This is a genomic window from Nonlabens spongiae (genome assembly GCF_002117125.1).
Classification (GTDB): domain Bacteria; phylum Bacteroidota; class Bacteroidia; order Flavobacteriales; family Flavobacteriaceae; genus Nonlabens; species Nonlabens spongiae.
On the sequence record NZ_CP019344.1, the window covers coordinates 942,582 to 958,841 of the forward strand.

14 protein-coding genes are annotated in these 16,260 nt (G+C 41.6%); 8 read left to right on the forward strand and 6 right to left on the reverse strand.

All coding sequences use genetic code 11. The features are described from left to right. Positions 1-46 precede the first annotated feature (46 nt). The 4 genes from BST97_RS04295 to BST97_RS04310 are packed head-to-tail and all read right to left on the reverse strand — an operon-like array spanning position 47 to position 5,500. On the reverse strand, positions 47-1,096 hold the full coding sequence (locus BST97_RS04295) for a nucleotidyltransferase family protein (protein ID WP_085766072.1): 1,050 nt from the start codon (positions 1,094-1,096) through the stop codon (positions 47-49). Further along, complete coding sequence (locus BST97_RS04300; RefSeq protein ID WP_085766073.1) at positions 1,093-2,214, reverse strand: hypothetical protein; 1,122 nt, start codon at positions 2,212-2,214, stop codon at positions 1,093-1,095. Before BST97_RS04300 ends, BST97_RS04295 begins: the two co-directional genes overlap by 4 nt. A 16-nt stretch (positions 2,215-2,230) precedes the next feature. After that, positions 2,231-2,431, reverse strand: a complete 201-nt coding sequence (locus BST97_RS04305; protein ID WP_085766074.1) for a hypothetical protein — start codon at positions 2,429-2,431, stop codon at positions 2,231-2,233. A gap of 15 nt (positions 2,432-2,446) precedes the next feature. Then, complete coding sequence (locus BST97_RS04310; RefSeq protein WP_085766075.1) at positions 2,447-5,500, reverse strand: lamin tail domain-containing protein; 3,054 nt, start codon at positions 5,498-5,500, stop codon at positions 2,447-2,449. Between the two features lie 187 nt (positions 5,501-5,687). On the opposite strand from BST97_RS04310, the gene BST97_RS04315 reads away from it, so the two are divergent. Both BST97_RS04315 and BST97_RS04320 read left to right on the forward strand, forming a co-directional pair. Further along, positions 5,688-8,285, forward strand: a complete 2,598-nt coding sequence (locus BST97_RS04315) for a PIG-L family deacetylase (RefSeq protein WP_157111433.1) — start codon at positions 5,688-5,690, stop codon at positions 8,283-8,285. A gap of 416 nt (positions 8,286-8,701) precedes the next feature. Then, positions 8,702-10,453, forward strand: coding sequence for a sodium:solute symporter (locus tag BST97_RS04320; protein ID WP_085766077.1), 1,752 nt, complete (start codon positions 8,702-8,704; stop codon positions 10,451-10,453). 15 nt (positions 10,454-10,468) lie between these two features. Here BST97_RS04320 and BST97_RS04325 read toward each other — a convergent pair whose 3' ends face one another. Together BST97_RS04325 and BST97_RS04330 are read right to left on the reverse strand one after the other, a co-directional pair. Continuing rightward, the gene (locus BST97_RS04325; RefSeq protein ID WP_085766078.1) at positions 10,469-11,383 is read right to left on the reverse strand and encodes a hypothetical protein; all 915 of its coding nucleotides are present in this window, start codon (positions 11,381-11,383) and stop codon (positions 10,469-10,471) included. Further along, positions 11,358-12,161, reverse strand: coding sequence for a hypothetical protein (locus BST97_RS04330; RefSeq protein WP_157111436.1), 804 nt, complete (start codon positions 12,159-12,161; stop codon positions 11,358-11,360). The genes BST97_RS04325 and BST97_RS04330 overlap by 26 nt, the downstream gene beginning before the upstream one ends. Before the next feature lie 535 nt (positions 12,162-12,696). Here BST97_RS04330 and BST97_RS04340 point away from each other — a divergent pair. The 6 genes from BST97_RS04340 to BST97_RS04360 all read left to right on the forward strand — a co-directional run bounded on the left by BST97_RS04340 (position 12,697) and on the right by BST97_RS04360 (position 16,247). Next, on the forward strand, positions 12,697-13,017 hold the full coding sequence (locus BST97_RS04340; protein ID WP_085766081.1) for a GIY-YIG nuclease family protein: 321 nt from the start codon (positions 12,697-12,699) through the stop codon (positions 13,015-13,017). Positions 13,018-13,197: 180 nt separating this feature from the next. After that, the gene (locus BST97_RS04345) at positions 13,198-13,437 is read left to right on the forward strand and encodes a hypothetical protein (protein ID WP_085766082.1); all 240 of its coding nucleotides are present in this window, start codon (positions 13,198-13,200) and stop codon (positions 13,435-13,437) included. A 670-nt stretch (positions 13,438-14,107) separates the two neighbouring features. Next, complete coding sequence (locus tag BST97_RS15740; RefSeq protein ID WP_157111438.1) at positions 14,108-14,278, forward strand: SRPBCC family protein; 171 nt, start codon at positions 14,108-14,110, stop codon at positions 14,276-14,278. 193 nt (positions 14,279-14,471) lie between these two features. Further along, the gene (locus tag BST97_RS04350; protein WP_157111440.1) at positions 14,472-14,867 is read left to right on the forward strand and encodes a hypothetical protein; all 396 of its coding nucleotides are present in this window, start codon (positions 14,472-14,474) and stop codon (positions 14,865-14,867) included. A gap of 227 nt (positions 14,868-15,094) precedes the next feature. Beyond that, positions 15,095-15,319, forward strand: a complete 225-nt coding sequence (locus BST97_RS04355) for a four-helix bundle copper-binding protein (RefSeq protein ID WP_407668583.1) — start codon at positions 15,095-15,097, stop codon at positions 15,317-15,319. A 142-nt stretch (positions 15,320-15,461) separates the two neighbouring features. Further along, complete coding sequence (locus BST97_RS04360; protein WP_085766085.1) at positions 15,462-16,247, forward strand: DUF1206 domain-containing protein; 786 nt, start codon at positions 15,462-15,464, stop codon at positions 16,245-16,247. Positions 16,248-16,260 lie beyond the last annotated feature (13 nt).

The window sequence follows — 16,260 nt, forward strand, 5'->3', positions numbered from 1 at the left end:
TATTTTTGATCGATTTCATTCCATTTTGACTTGCAAGCTAAATCTCTTAATTCACTCGATTTCCTACTTTGAGGCGTTCCCAAAGCCATTTGCGATATTCCTTATTGCGTATTGCTTTGGGAATGATTCCTAGTCGGGTTTTGAAGTAAAGCTCTTTCTGGGCAGCTTTAGACTGTTTTTCTCTAAACTTTTCGTCAGTAAGTATTTTGCGCATCTCCTCTAGGTACAGCTGAGTGTCGGCGTTCCTATGATATTCTAGTTTAATCTTGCTTATCTCAGAAACAAAACTGATATAGTTATTCAGGACCTTGCCCAGCGAATGGTTTTCCATCTCTAACTGTGCACCTCGGGATTTCAAAATTAGAACATCATTCATTGTTTTTAAGCTGATCGTTCTACGGTCATGACCGAAGTCGTTAATCTGGCTGGATGCTATCGCTAGAGCTAGTTGGTCATCGAGGTGGGGTAAGTTGATATCGCTTTTGCGAAAGCGTCTATCAATAACCGTAGCTCCACTCAAGTACCGATCGTTAGGAGTTCTTAGAACTTCGTCATGAATCTCAACCGATGCGATGTAATTCTCGTGCACCAGTCGCGGTCGGTGTCTCTCTGTGGGAATATCAGTGATCTTTTTATTGGTGTAATAGCCATTCTTTTGCAGCAATTGATAGGCTTGAGCATTTTGATCTTTGGGTAGTAAGATATCGATATCAGCGAGCATTCTGTAATGCTTTAGCTCTTCTTTGCCTAGCAGCAATCCGGTTCCTTTTAAAAATACAGGATCCAAATCGTGTTTTTGAAACAAGTCCTTGATATCAAGACACTGTTTGATGATTTCATCATTTCGCTCCATGTTCAGCTTAGAAATATACTGCATGTAGGCGACTAGATCTTCAGGGAGGAGAGAAACTAAATCGGCTTTTTTGAGATTAGCGTAGAGCGCCGGTAAAACGTAATGCTGGGTACTGACTTTAACCACCGCCTCCCAATCAACCTTTTCATGATCAATCCAATTTTTAACACATTCTAGGTTATGATCTGAATAGTACAAACTCAGGGATTGCGCGATAAATGAAACGGTTTCAGCGAAATTCATAATTCTAAAAGTTCGTTGACCGCTGAGATCATCTTATTGTGATTACTGTAAACCAGAGAATAACACGGTATTTCAGAAAGCCAATCCATAAAATACGGCACGAATGCTGGATCGTCAGAGATCCATGATTCAGGAATCAGTTCTTCAAACAGTTTCTGTCTTGAAAGAGGCTCCATGTCAAATTCCACGGATTCATTGAATTTAATAAATACTAGAGATTTGCATTTCGTAGTTTTTCTCAAGTCCTCATTAAAGATAGGAATGTAGCGGATTTGTTTTTTGTGTGCGCTGAGATCAATTGGGTTTTGATCTAATAAGTTGGGATAAAGCTTACTCAAAGCTTGAACAGATCCCGGTTTGATCGATATCCCAGCTGGGAATGGATAGATCTTGCCATTTTTATCCATGGGAACAAAATCATCTGCCAGACAATGTATGCCATTTGCATTTAGCAAAGCCACAGAAGTACTCTTCCCACTACCCGACTCGCCCATCATCAAAACGCAAGAATCATCGTTACCCACGGCAGAGGCGTGGAACACCGCTCCCCAATCCTTTTCTCTGTTTTCATGAACACGCTCTAAAATTCTCATATACAAGCGACCTATAAGAAAATGTAGGTTCTCATAATCCCATCGCCCTTCATAGCGATCATCTATTTCTAGATGGTAGAATCGATCTTGATAGGCACACTTTATTTGGTGAAGCTGTTGAATCTCACTCTCTCTTGATACTTCAAGATGAGCAAACTTGGGGTGGATCAAAAGAAAATCCCTTTCGCTTGAAAAATGAATTTCAAAGGAAAGGGATCCTATTTGATATAATTTTTTGGTCTTGTAGACCTGAGCTTCAAAATCAAACTCTTCCGAAACTATATCTTCTTCAATAAATCCATCTTTTAATACTTCAAAAATGTTGGTTTGAACCTGAGTAGCGTGTTCTTGGAATCGCTTTCGCGAAAGCGGAACATCACCAATACAATCAAACAATTCTGAAATCCCGACACCTTTTTCCAGACCTCTCAAGATCTCAGCTGTGAGACGGTCTAAAATCAGATACTGATTGGCTTTAGAAAACCAGACGATCGTTTGATCCCCTAAAGCCTTGAACAGTATCAAATGAAGAGTGTTTGAATTAACTTCCTGGAGGTGAAGGGATGCTGAAACCAGTACCTGGATCCTCTGGACTTTGTGCTTGAGCTAGTTTGGGATTGAGCAATATGTATGTTCCTACTGATGTAAGAGCTGCATATTTACCGAAATTACCCATTTTCTTCATCGCTTCCTTTCGGGTAATTCCGTTTTCTGAAGTCGACTTGTTTTCTTTGTTAGACATATTCTTAGGGGTAATTTATTTATTAATTATTAATTTGATGCTCGTCGCTTCATCACCCGAGGTGATCTGTGCGATGTATACACCTGTTTTGATGTTTGAAACATCTACCGTAGCTACAGCTCCATCTTGACTCAATTCCTGAGCAATCACTTGCTTACCTAGAAGATCAAATAATCTTATTTGGGATGCAACATCATTGAGACCTGATATGCTAAGCGTGTTTGAATCGCTTTGGTAAACGGATACATCAAGATCTTGAGAGATGATCTCATTACTTAAGGTTTGAGTCGTCGCGTGTAAATAGAATCTACCGAAACCTGTCATATCACCTGCAGCGGTAAAATCAAAACTATTTCCATTTCCTAGCAAGTTGAAGGTTCCATTAGCTCTGTCTTCCAGATAAACATTTGTATTAATAGGCAAACCATTAACATCTGCCACGATACTTACCATTTGACCTGCTGCTGCCGTTACACCTACTGGAATAATCATCGCATCAAGATTAGTATCAGGTAATGCTTGAATTGCAAAATTGGTATCTTGATAAGAACCATCTACAAGGGCGGTGTAAATCTCAAGACTTGCGACTTGACCACCAAATGTAGCTACGTCAAATCTTGGATCAAGACCTAAAGTCTTACCATTAATAAAGTTAACTTTGGTACTGCGAGCTTCGTTGCCAACAGACATTACCAATTGGATAGATGAGTTATTAGACGGTGTACTGTAAAAAGTTAGACCAGTCTGGTGACTCAACATATTTTCATTAAAGTCAACCGACTCTGACGCACCCGCTGAGCTCAAGAAAAATCCTTGACCAGGGTGGATGAATCCAATAGTCAGCGGTAGATATGAACTACCGTTCCATACGTAAACCGCTTCTCTTACATCTTCTAAAGCTGCTGCATTAGTGCTCAACGTTAAGAAATCATCTATTGAAAGATAAGCAGCAAATGGATTACCTACTAGGTTAAAGCTGTTGTCCTCTTCTGGGAAATTAGCACTTTCCGTAATTGGAACAGCTAGATCTGTCGTTAACAAACTTCCGGTAAGAGCGATGTCTCCCGCCGCGTTAGTAAGGACACTGTAACCGATAGTGTTAGCAAAAGTTTCAGGAACACCATCTTGAGCATAAACCCAGTCGCCATCTCCATCTGTAGTATTGATGTAGGTACTAACACCTCTATTAGAACCGGTTCCAGATGCTATATTGTTTGCAGTTATCCATGCTGAGTCATAATCCTCTCCAGACACCGGTGTACCGATCAAGTGCCAGTTAGTATCTGGAATAGCGATGTTATAAGTCACTTCTCCTGTTGAAGCCCCATTTAAGATTAAGCTACCACCACCATTTATAATAAGTGATGCAGCTCCTTCAACAGTTAAATCGTTACCTACACCTCCAGTTGTTGATGAGATAATTGGGTAGTTACCTAAGCCGTTAGGAATTATAATATCATCAATAGACCTCGGAGCTATTCCGTTTACCCAGTTACTACCCGTCGCCCAGTCAGTATCTGTAGCACCCGTCCATGTATTAGGATCTGTAAGGCTTGAACCATCTGTGTTATCAGAACCAGGAGAAAAATCTATAGGATTAGTGGTAATAGTGCTGTGATCTACAAATGCACCCGTAAAGTCTGGATCTCTGGCAATAGATTGATTATTACCTGCGCTTCCATATGTCTCTACTACTAATGCAGTACCACTTCCATCAGCAATGGTTATGGTATCACCACTATTATTAAGTCCTAAGGTACCAGCTACCTGAACCAATCCAGGTACACCCGTAAAATCCTCAACATTTCCACCACCGAAAACCACAATGGCTTGTTGAGCAAGCAAGACAGTACCTGATGGAAATGTATGTCTTACTCCGAAACCATCTGACAAGGTATAATTAGACATATCAATAGCTGAAGAAGAGTTATTGAAAATCTCAATAAACTCATCATCTGAAGTATCAGCAACTCCATCTCCATTTGCATCACCCGTTGTTCCATCGGGATCTGCTAGGATTTCGTTGATTACTAGTGGTGCCGTTTCATCATCGAATATAGTCAGAGTATGGGTGTCTGGGGATACAGTAGCTCCGGTAGATGTTGTTTCGGTCAAGGTAATTTCAATCGTTTCATCTTCAAAACCAGCATCTGGATTGATATCAAATGTTATATTTTGAGTACCATTCCCTGTAAAACTCAAACTTGTAGTGTTAAGAGTGTAATCAGCCATCTCAGCAGTTCCGCCTGTGACGGAAACGCTTAAATCAACTTGACTCCCTCCATAATTAGACAATGTAACAGGTATAATTGAAGAGGTAAAGGTTAAGTTAGTTTCATTTTCTGAACTCGCAGTATTGTCAAAACCTACTGACGGCGGCAATGCACCGGCCCCTTGAGTAATTACTATATTATCAATATAAATCCCCTCGTCACTAGAAGTCAAATTTTCAAATGAAAGAACAATATCTAATGTTGAATTCCCTGACAATGGAATGGCTGAAGTTGTAAAGGTTGCAAAGTTTGAATCTGTAACTGAACAGCCATGCTGTGTACCAGTAGTTAAGGCTGGTAAAACTAACCCTGCACCACATTCTCCATCACCATCAAAATCTGTATCAAGAGCAGCAGGACCATTATTTGCATCCCCAGACCCCTGATGCATTTGAACTGACATCAAATTCTGAGCGGAACCGCTATCTAGAGAATATGTAATATTTAATTCATCGGTACTGTCCCAATCTTGGAAGTGGTGCGCTAACATGTCTATCGAAAACGTGAAAGACGTGGAGCCAGTTACATCAATTTGATCTAAAGTAATTGATCCAGGAGTAACGTTAGTATCCTCCACAGCCCAAATAAAGGTACTGTTTCCTCCTAGGTTACCACCAGATTCAGCTGATGCATCGATTCTATTAAACACATCAATAAAACTTGAACCTTCTGTTGCGGTAGAAGAATATCCTTCTCCATCCGTCTCGAAATCGATGGTCGTCGTTTGCCCACTCACCAGCCCTGCACATAAAAATGCGCTCAGTAAGAAAGCTAAATTGTAAATTTTTTTCATCATAAAATATTTATCGCAACAAAGATAAAATTCCTATTCACTTATTCAGGGCATTTCAGAATTGTTTACGATTAGTTAAACTAGACTGAGGTTTTACTTGCTTTAATCAATGATTTATTGTCCTTGTGAAACCAGAATTACGATAGTTTCCCTTTAGCTGAAACAAATCCTTGCTGTATCTTCACGCTCTATGAAAAAAAATCTTGATTTTCTCGGACGATCGGGAATTACTTTGAGACGACGGATGCGATCCACCACTACGTGGGGACGCTTGGCGAGCGTCCTTGTTATTATATGCAGCGTAAATATCGCAATCGCACAGGAAAACCGCTTGGCTCCGCAGCAACCTAACACTTCAGAAATCTACCAAAAAATCAAAAAATTGGGATTCCTGGGTTCTGCGTTGTATCTCGCGGCACATCCAGACGATGAAAATACGCGACTGATCTCCTGGCTGGCAAATGATAAACAAGCGCGTACGGCATATCTTTCACTCACTCGTGGCGACGGTGGTCAGAACTTGATCGGGCCTGAATTGCGCGAGCAGCTGGGAATGATACGTTCCCAAGAATTACTAGAAGCACGTAACCTAGACGGTGGAAACCAGTTTTTCACTCGGGCTAATGATTTTGGGTATTCCAAGCATCCCGATGAAACGCTGGAGATTTGGAACGAAGAAGAGGTATTGAAAGATGTTGTGCGCATCATCAGGAAATTCAAGCCCGATGTGATTATTAATCGCTTCAACCACCGTACGGCAGGAACCACCCACGGTCATCACACCAGCAGCGCGATGCTTGGGATGGAAGCTTACGACCTTGCTGATGATTCCGCTTTTTTACCAGAAGTTGAGTCCTACAAACCCGAGCGCATCTTTTTTAATACCAGCTGGTGGTTTTATGGGAGTCGTGACGCTTTCGCGAAAGCGGACAAAACAAATCTCCTAGAAATCGAAGCAGGCAGTTACTACCTGGCAAAAGGCTTGTCCAATAACGAGATCGCTGCCTTGAGCCGCAGCCAGCATAAGTCACAGGGATTTGGTAGCAGCGGAAGTCGTGACAGACAAACCGAATACCTAGAATATTTAAAAGGCTCCTTTCCTGAGGATAAAAGTGATATTTTTTCTGGAATCAACACCACTTGGACTCGGGTTAAAGGTGGCAGTCCTATCCAAACGCAACTCAACCAGATCATCGCCGATTACGACTTTAAGAAACCAACGAAAAGTTTAAATCAACTGGCGAAGCTGCACAACGCAATCTCAAAATTGGATGATGGACATTGGAAAGATATCAAGATTAAGGAACTGGAAGAACTGATGTTAGATATAACAGGTTTTTACGCTCAGGCAAGCGTACGGGAAACCTACACGACTGGCGGTGAGCACTTACAAGTCAATCTTGAAACTACCAACCGATCGGATGAAAAACTACAGATTGAAATTACCAAATCTGACAACTTACAACTTACAACTAATAGCTTCAAAATCCCGGCATATCAGGGCGTGAACACTCAAGCGACCCTTACCATTCCAGAAGATGCGCCCTACTCTACTCCTTATTATTTGGAAAAGGAAGGATCAATGGGTATGTATAAGGTGGACGATCCAGAGCTGATCGGTTTGCCAGAGGACAAAGCGGCCTTCCAAGTTCCTATTACTGTAACCGTCGCTGGAATCGAAATCAAAAAAATGCTGCCCATCATTCACAAAAGCACTGATCCGGTGCGTGGCGAGGTGCTGGAACCGCTTCACATCGTTCCGGCGCTGAGTGTCAAAGTTGAGGAACCGGTCTATATTTTTCAGAGTGGCGAGAGCAAAAAAGTCAATCTGGTTGTTAAAGCATTTGCTGATGTACAAAACATCAGCCCATCCATCAAGCTGCCAGCCAGTTGGGATCCTGGGATGCGCACCATGCAAGTTTTTGATATGAAAAAGGGAGAACAGCGCAGTTTTACCTTTACCGTCACCGCTCCGAGTAATCAGTCTGAGGGAACGCTGGAGGCGTCGATCAATGCAAATGGTAAAACCTATAATAAGGAGGTTATCCAGATCAGCTACGATCACATTCCCGATCAACAACTAGTGCGCGATGCAACTGCCAAAATCGTAAATCCAAACCTGACCAATAATGCTACCACCATTGCCTACATCAACGGTGCGGGCGATGCGATACCAGCAGCGCTTGAAGCTATGGGAAGTACGGTGTTCACCTACGATCCTGCAAACGTACCTGCTGACCTCAGTAAATATGACGTGATCGTTACAGGCATACGCGCCTACAACGTAGCTGAACAGGACATGACCAATCTGCAATCCCGACTAGCGGACTTTGTTAGAAACGGCGGTACCCTCGTGCAGCAATACAATACCAGTAGAGGATTGAACGATGTGGCGATGGGGCCTTTGGAGATCTCGCTTTCGCGAAAGCGTACTACCGATGAAAACGCAACAATCACTTTTCTCAATCCAGAGCATCCCGTATTAAATTATCCGAACAAAATCACACAAGCCGATTTTGAGGGCTGGGTGCAGGAACGCGGGCTGTATTTTCCAGAAGCCTGGGATGAAGGCTTTACTCCTATTCTGGGAATGGCAGATGCGGGTGAGGAAATGACGCGTGGGAGTTTGCTGGTGGCACCTTATGGCAAGGGGCATGTGGTATATACTGGACTGAGCTTTTTCAGGGAATTGCCAGCGGGAGTTGCTGGTGCGTATCGTCTTTTTGCCAACATCATCAATCTGGACACCCAGAAAGAACTTAAAACCGAAAGCGATGCCCGAGACTAAAAAATGGCGGCCGTTTTACATTGCTGTATTGGTCGCAAATGTGGTTTATGCCATTTTGTTTTACATCATAAGTCGTGTTTATGGACAGTAAGATGGTGTTTACCGGGTCTGACATAAGAACGCTTCGCTGAAGGACGTAAGACAAAAGAAAAAGAGGCAAGAATCAAGAGGCAAGAGCAATTTGGAGCTTGGAGCTTGGTCCCGATAGCTATCGGGATTGAAATTTGAAATTTGGGATTTAAGATTTGAAAATTATTTTTTACATATTAAATAGCATTGCGGACGCCCTTTGTCCTGCCCTTCGGCTCGCTTCGACTCCGCTCAGCGACCACCGCTCAGGAACTACGGACATTTGTGCCATCCTCTGTTGTACTCGTCGGTGGCAAAAAGGGAAAAATACTTTTTAAACGATTTCGATGGATTCAACTAATTGGTTTTTAGAAAGTGTGGGAGCGCTCACTCGTGTGGACTGGTTCATCCTCTTCTCTACCCTCGCGGGAATCGTCTTATACGGCGTTTACAAAACCCGTGGTAAGCAAAGCAGCGAAGAATACATCAAGGGCGGCGACAGTAAGTGGCTCACGGTGGGACTGAGTGTGATGGCGACGCAAGCGAGCGCGATCACGTTTTTGAGCACGCCGGGACAAGCCTATACCGATGGGATGGAATTTGTGCAGCTGTACTTTGGGCTGCCCATCGCGGTGATCATCATTTGCGTGACCTTTATCCCGATCTACCACAAGCTCAAAGTGTACACGGCCTATGAGTTTTTGGAAAAGCGGTTTGATTTAAAAACGCGGTCGCTGGCCTCTGGACTGTTTTTGGTTCAACGTGGCTTGGCAGCAGGGATCACGATCTACGCACCGGCAATCATTTTGAGTGCAGTGCTGGACTGGGAACTGCGCTACCTGAACATATTGATCGGTATCCTCGTGATCATATACACCGTGAGCGGCGGCACCAAAGCCGTGAGCGTGACCCAAAAACAACAAATGGTCGTGATCATGGCGGGAATGGTGACCGCTTTTGTGCTGATCGTGAATGCGCTGCCCGATAATGTGACCTTTGGCAATGCACTGACCATGGCGGGCGATGCCGATAAGATGCAAGTGCTGGATTTTGACTTTGCGCTGGACGATCGCTACAATGTGTGGAGCGCGCTATTTGGCGCGACCTTTTTGATGCTAAGCTATTTTGGCACCGATCAGTCGCAGGTACAGCGCTACCTCTCGGGCAGCAGCGTGCGGGAGATGCGCATGGGGCTGCTTTTCAACGGGCTGTTCAAGGTGCCCATGCAGTTCTTCATTCTGCTCGTGGGCGTGATGGTCTTTGTGTTCTACCAGTTCAACAGCACTCCGCTCAATTTCAATCCGGCGGGAGAGACGGCGGTTTTGGAAAGTGAGTACGCAGACGATTATCAAGAATTGCAGGACAGCCACGAGACTATTTTGCAGGAAAAACAACTGGTTCAAAAACAATATGCAGGTGCATTGGCAAGTGGTGGAGCAACGGCAAACTATTCGCAAGAATTATCCCGCTTGCGCGAAAGCGAGGAAAACAACCGGCAACGTGCCCGAGACCTCATCGAGAAAGCCGATGAAGCCGTGGAGACCAATGACAAGGATTATGTCTTTATCCACTACATCCTGAACCATTTACCGAAAGGACTGGTAGGCTTGTTGCTCGCCGTGATCCTGTGTGCTGCGATGAGCAGCACCGCCAGCGAACTCAACGCCCTCTCCTCTACCACGACCATAGATATTTACAAACGTTACCAGTCCCGTGAACGGGACGACGATCACTACGTGAACGCCAGCAAGTGGTTCACGCTAGCCTGGGGAGTGCTCGCGATCCTGTTTGCCAGTTTTGTTTCGCTCTTTGACAACCTGATCCAGCTGGTCAATTTCATTGGCTCCATTTTTTACGGGACAATTTTGGGGATTTTCCTGGTCGCCTTTTACTTTAAAAAAGTGCAAGGCAAAGCCATTTTTACCGCTGCCATCATCTCCCAAACCATCGTCATCATTTGCGCCGTGCTGCACGAGTTTGTGGACGGCGTGACGGTGCTGCCATTTTTATGGTTGAATCCGCTGGGGGCTGTTTTGACGGTGGTTTTGGGATATTTACTTAATAATGGTAATCGAATTCAATTGAATAATGATAATTAAACTTGATCATTTAGATTAAAATCTATCCTTCCTAAATAAAACATAGTAATTACTTCCTTCGTTGTATTTATAAAATTCTCGTGCGGCTGCGTCTTGTTCTTCGAAGGATTTAAGATCCATACCTACACAAAACCCTCTAGAATAATGATAAGTAAGTATCTCTTTGTCAATAGCGGTTAAATCTTCAACGAGTTCATAGCAATTTGAGAAAACAGAATCACACCCTAATTCAGACGATTTATTTAAAAATCCCAAATTGATAACAAAGCCTCTAATAAGGTCGGCAAGAATCGCATTTTTATCAGTATAAAATTCTGGAATCAATTTTAGATTCACTTTATCTATATCACTGCCTGTCCAATAAGTACGATAGTTTATTCTTCGCTTGTAATTATTTTTAAGGCGCCCTTCATATTCAAAATCACCATCAAAGTAGATTACAAAATTAGATTTTTCTAGATTATTAGTTGTTTTAATATTTAAGTTAGGGATTTCATTCAGATTAAGCCTGATAAACTTTTTTAATTTTCGCTTATAGTAATTTGAAACCGACTCACCGAAATAAATAATGATATCATCACTCCAGAATCTATGTCGAGGTTCATTTTTATCAACTGACCTATAAGCAATAGATTTGTAGATATCTAAAAAAGTGGTGTCTTTTAGGATATACCTAACTTTATTTAATTTCAACGAATCTTTACCAAAGTTCCGCTTGTAAGGAACTACGGTATCACCTTTTACAATTTTATACCTTAAGTGGTCAAGTGAAATGGTATCACTAACCTTTTCTCTGAAAGTCTTTAAAGACATAAAATAATCCTCTCCGTATTGGTTTGGATTCTGAGCACGGATATCATTTGACAACCACGTCAAAAAAGCTATAATAAAAAGCCCTCTCATTTTAATATTTCTTCCAAAATAATTCATACAAATCATAAGTATTTACTCTATAATCAGTTAAATGATCATAATGGACTTGAAGCAATAGCCTATCGTAATCATTCAGATCAGCATCTCGCTCAGATTTTCGGTAAAGTAAGCTTTCCCTTGAGATTTCATCTCTCCCAATAAAATAACCTAAGCTTGCGTAAAGAGTTCTTCTTAAACTACGTTTTATCTCTTGAGAATTATTTGTTCTATCTAAATCTATTTTAATAAAGCCATGATCAATTTCAGAATCTACTCTGTATAATGAATAAGTGGTATAGTAGAATAAAATTTTTTGTTTTGGAAAATCGTTTAAATTCTTTAGCAAATCTGAGCTGAAAGTCACTTTATGGTTTAAAATCATTAAATTACTTCCTTCTTTCGTATCGCTAAAATTAATCTGAACAGTTTCTGTGGCATTTATGCTATCAACAAATGACTTCAAATCTTCAATAATTTCTTCGTCAAAATCATCAGACAAATGGATTACAATGGGCTTCTTCCACCAAGCTAACCTAGATTTTTTACTAATGGTAGTCATATAGAAATAATCTGCCATAATTTCTTTATTTGTTATCTTAGGAGAGAGTTCCACTGGAGTATCTATCTCTGGTGTTTGATCAACAAGAGTATCATTATCTAAAATAACAATTCTCCTTCCTATAAAACTTTCACCCTGAAAATTATCGATCGTTACAAGGTCCATTCGATTGTAGGGAGTCTGACCTTTTACAAAAGCCCCACTCAATAAAAATAACATTAGAATCTTCGTAAGCATAATTTAGAAATAAGTGAATTAATAGTCATCATGAGATTTTTTGAAATTCTGAAATAATTCAAGGACTCGTTGATTTTTAAAATTGATTTTGATTGATATTGCGAACTCTGAAAATACTAATATTCCAAAAGATTTGGTAGTTAACGGTAAATATAAATGAATTTTAGTTCGTATTTTATTTAATGACTATTGAGATTCAACGGCTGTGGTGATTAACAGTCACCCTTTGACAGCCTACGTTTAAACTAAGGGTTCGTCTCAGGGCTCGGTTTTGTATCTGACCTGAGGTTTTAGGGACTGGAAGCCTATGTTTTAGATCGTGCAAGAGGGCGCTTCGACTCACCCTTTGATTCCGCTCAGGGACCGTCTCAGCAACCTTATAGACATCGCGATAGAGGGCATTTCGGCTCCGCTCAATGACCTTACTGGAATCCAGATTGAAAAGATAGTGATTTTGAAGCTCTGTGAATTAGAATTTATCGAATTGAAAGGTGACTGAGCGGAGCCGAAGTCCCGGTTTAACTATCTTCACACTATGACATGTCACGTTTACATCCTAGAATGCGGTAATGGTACCTACTACACAGGAAGTACAAAAGAGCTGGAAGTTAGGTTGCAGCAACACATAAATGGACTCGGTTCAAATCACACTAAAAAGCATGGAGTGCGCGAATTGGTTTATCTGGAAGAATTCACCAGAATTGATCATGCTTTTGAGCGAGAAAAACAGATTCAAGGCTGGAGACGCGAAAAGAAAGAAGCCTTGATTGAAGGGAATGCGCATAAACTACATGAGCTGGCGAAATGTTTGAATGAAACCATGCATAGGAATTTTATTAAAAAAGAATTGTCATAGAAGGCACTTCGGCTCCGCTCAGCGACCTCAATAATTCCTCGATAAAAAAGTGACTGAGCGGAGCCGAAGTCACCGCGAATAAATTAGGATGCAAGGTGACTGAGCGGAGCCGAAGTCCCGGATTGAATCGAGACAGAGGGCATTTCAATTCCGTCACGTAGACCTTTAGACTATTAAAACATGAATAAAAACCACTTTAAAACAATCCGCTTTTACGTTCTCGGTATTTCATGCATCCTTGCCTATTTCTATCTAGAAAATGCTTCCTTGATTCCAGACCTGATTGAAACAACCAGCAAAGGTAGATACTCAGGCTTTCCAACATTTTTTATCACTGGTATGATTAAATATGGGTTGCTGGTTTATGGGGTTCTGAGTATTGTGGTGTTGACGCTTTTGTTGGTGAGGCGCAGGAATTAAACACATCATGCAAACAACCCCTTGATCCCCCTCAAGGGGGAAGTTTGAAACCTAAAATTGTCTGATGCATTTTGAAATCGTGATCAATAGCCCCTTCCCAGGGGGTTGGGGGTGTTCTATAATGCATTTAAAGATCGAGACATTTTAATGAGGCTCTGAATCCCTCCTAAAGTCGGGTTCAGAGTGACACTAAGATTTTAGATACAGACGAGAAAGCCCCCTCGAGGGGGTTTGGGGGGGGGTCGCAGTCTCACTTCAAAATTGAGTCACAAAAACGAAGACTCTGAATAGCTAGTTACTCACTTTCAGAGTGACAGACATAGATCTAAAGGCTGAAATTCTCGATGTCATACTGGGTCAATTTTTATTCTTGTCATTCTGAACGGAGCCGGACGACGATTCAGAATCTTTGAGATACGCGCGCAGACGCTTTTGAAATCATGATAGATTTATAGAGACTCTGAATCCCTCCTAAAGTCGGTTTCAGAGTGACAATAAGATTTTAGATTCAGATCAAAAGCCCCCTCCGAGGGGGTTGTGGGTGTTACTGAACCATTTATAAAACCCCTACCTTTACCCCATGACAACATCCCCACTCTCCCCAAAATCAGCAATTTAGATTCAGAAACCAGCAAGCGAAGTCTTTGAGGCAATCGTCGATCCTGAAAAAATGAAGAATTACTTTATCGCTCATGGAACGGGCAGACTGGAAATGGGAAGAGAGCTAAAATGGAAATTCCCAGAGTCGCCAGATTACTATCCTATCAGTAAGGTCAAGATTGAGCATCACAAATTCATCTTCATTGTTTGGATCCAGGCACGATTGTGGATATCACGCTAGAATCACAACTGGACGAGAGCACGGTCGTGGGAGTCATCGATAAGAGTTACAAAGAGAGGAATGATGATACCATCGCCTGAACCATAGAAAATGCGAGTGGCTGGGTAAATTATCGCTGCATTTGAAGAGGCAGAACTTACTGTGATCAGCGAGCAGAAATGGTAATGTCAACGCGCGAGAATATGTGACCACCGTGGTTGAACAAATAGAAAGTCTTGTCTCAAACGGAGTTCCTGCAAATCATATAACTGTGGCCGGAACTTCAAAAGGTGGATACATCGCTCAGTATGTGAGCACTTTGGCAAATCGGCCTGACCTCAATTTTGTCTTGATCGCTAGTTATCATGAATCAGATTTACAGAATATTCCTGAGATGAACTTTTGTGGCAACAGTCTCAATATTTATGAAAGCTCTGATCCTGATGGCGCTTTCGCGAAAGCGAGATTACAAAACACCACCTGCGAGATCAAATATTTCAAAGAAATTAAAATTCATACAGGGCTAGGCCACGGTTTCTTGTTCCGAGCTATGGATGAATGGATCACGCCAACCGTCGCTTGGGCAAAAGGGGATTATAATAATCCCTAATTAGCTGACCCCAGATTCATAGGATCATGAAAATGATCTTGATTGATTATTTAGCACATCTTTAGGTAAGTTCAACATAATCGTAACAGTGAATCTTTCTAAATCATTACATCTTTGAGGAAAAGAAAATTATGAAGAATCAAGAACTAATTGACGCACTTACTCAATGTATTACGCATTGCAATAACTGTGCTCAGGCATGCTTAGGGGAGGAAAATGTTAAAATGATGGCAAATTGCATAAAGACAGATATCGCATGTGCAGAAGTTTGTAGTACAGCATTAAAATTAGTGACTTTTGACTCTCAGTTCACAAAGTCTTATCTAAAAGTTTGTGCAGAAACATGCAACGCTTGTGCTGATGAATGCTCCAAACACGATCACCAACACTGCCAAGACTGCGCAGAAGCTTGTAGAAAATGTGCTGCACTTTGCGAAGAATTCGCTAAATAATACAGTGAGTTTTATTCAGTGATTTAGTTAATTAAAACCGCTAACCATCTGTGGCTTTCTAAAACTATTGCGAATTTTTTGGTAAATATGAACTAAACGTGGTTTTCGATTAAAAACAGAATTTAATATTGAAAATAACAAAATGAGTAGTAAGAAAGAGACTTTCGCCAAATTTGGGATATTCACAAAGGGAGCTGTCTATTTACTAGTGGGCGGTTTGACCGCTTACTCAGCTTTTCAAAGCGATGGAGGTGCTACAGGTAGCAACGACGCACTCCAATACATTTCTAGTCAGCCTTTTGGTCAGATAATTCTAGGACTCATGACCTTAGGAATATTTGCCTTTGCCGCTTGGCGGGTTTATTTAGCTATCAAAAATCCTGAGGGGCGCGGTGAGAGTGATAAAAAGAGTACCGTACGCAGAATAGCTTATGCAGTGAGCGCTCTTGGTTATTCTACACTAGGAATTTATGGAGTAAATCTACTCCTGAATGTTGGTGGGAGTAGCGGTGGGGGCAGCTGGCTAGGTTCTCTCATGCAAAATGACTGGGGTAAATACGTAGTTGTTTTTATAGCCTTATGTTTAGCAGGTAAAGCCATCTACGAATTTTACAGAGCTTTCTCAGGCAAATTCAAGGATAAAGTTCAGAATGCTGAATTAGACCGTAAAGCTCAGGAATTTCTAGTCAAAGCTGGAAAATGGGGTTTCACCGCGAGAGGAGTTGTCATAGGTGTATTGGCATTTTTGTTTGCCAAAGCCGCCATGTCCTCAAACGCAAGCAAAGCTGCGGGTGGTACAAAGAACGCCCTGCAATTCATCAGTCAAGAAGGTGGTACTATTGTTATGGGAATTGTTGCAGCTGGACTTACACTTTACGGTGTTTACTTGCTAGCAAGTTCCAGATATAGAAATATGCCTATACAGTAGAAAAATTAAAGAT

Bases quoted from the DNA above. Each gene is read 5' to 3' on its own strand.
- BST97_RS04310 (WP_085766075.1), bottom strand. From the start codon at position 5,500: ATGATGAAAAAAATTTACAATTTAGCTTTCTTACTGAGCGCATTTTTA.
- BST97_RS04325 (WP_085766078.1), bottom strand. From the start codon at position 11,383: ATGAATTATTTTGGAAGAAATATTAAAATGAGAGGGCTTTTTATTATA.
- BST97_RS04315 (WP_157111433.1), top strand. From the start codon at position 5,688: ATGAAAAAAAATCTTGATTTTCTCGGACGATCGGGAATTACTTTGAGA.
- BST97_RS04330 (WP_157111436.1), bottom strand. From the start codon at position 12,161: ATGCTTACGAAGATTCTAATGTTATTTTTATTGAGTGGGGCTTTTGTA.
- BST97_RS15740 (WP_157111438.1), top strand. From the start codon at position 14,108: ATGAAGAATTACTTTATCGCTCATGGAACGGGCAGACTGGAAATGGGA.
- BST97_RS04360 (WP_085766085.1), top strand. From the start codon at position 15,462: ATGAGTAGTAAGAAAGAGACTTTCGCCAAATTTGGGATATTCACAAAG.
- BST97_RS04295 (WP_085766072.1), bottom strand. From the start codon at position 1,096: ATGAATTTCGCTGAAACCGTTTCATTTATCGCGCAATCCCTGAGTTTG.
- BST97_RS04340 (WP_085766081.1), top strand. From the start codon at position 12,697: ATGACATGTCACGTTTACATCCTAGAATGCGGTAATGGTACCTACTAC.
- BST97_RS04305 (WP_085766074.1), bottom strand. From the start codon at position 2,431: ATGTCTAACAAAGAAAACAAGTCGACTTCAGAAAACGGAATTACCCGA.
- BST97_RS04320 (WP_085766077.1), top strand. From the start codon at position 8,702: ATGGATTCAACTAATTGGTTTTTAGAAAGTGTGGGAGCGCTCACTCGT.
- BST97_RS04345 (WP_085766082.1), top strand. From the start codon at position 13,198: ATGAATAAAAACCACTTTAAAACAATCCGCTTTTACGTTCTCGGTATT.
- BST97_RS04355 (WP_407668583.1), top strand. From the start codon at position 15,095: ATGGCAAATTGCATAAAGACAGATATCGCATGTGCAGAAGTTTGTAGT.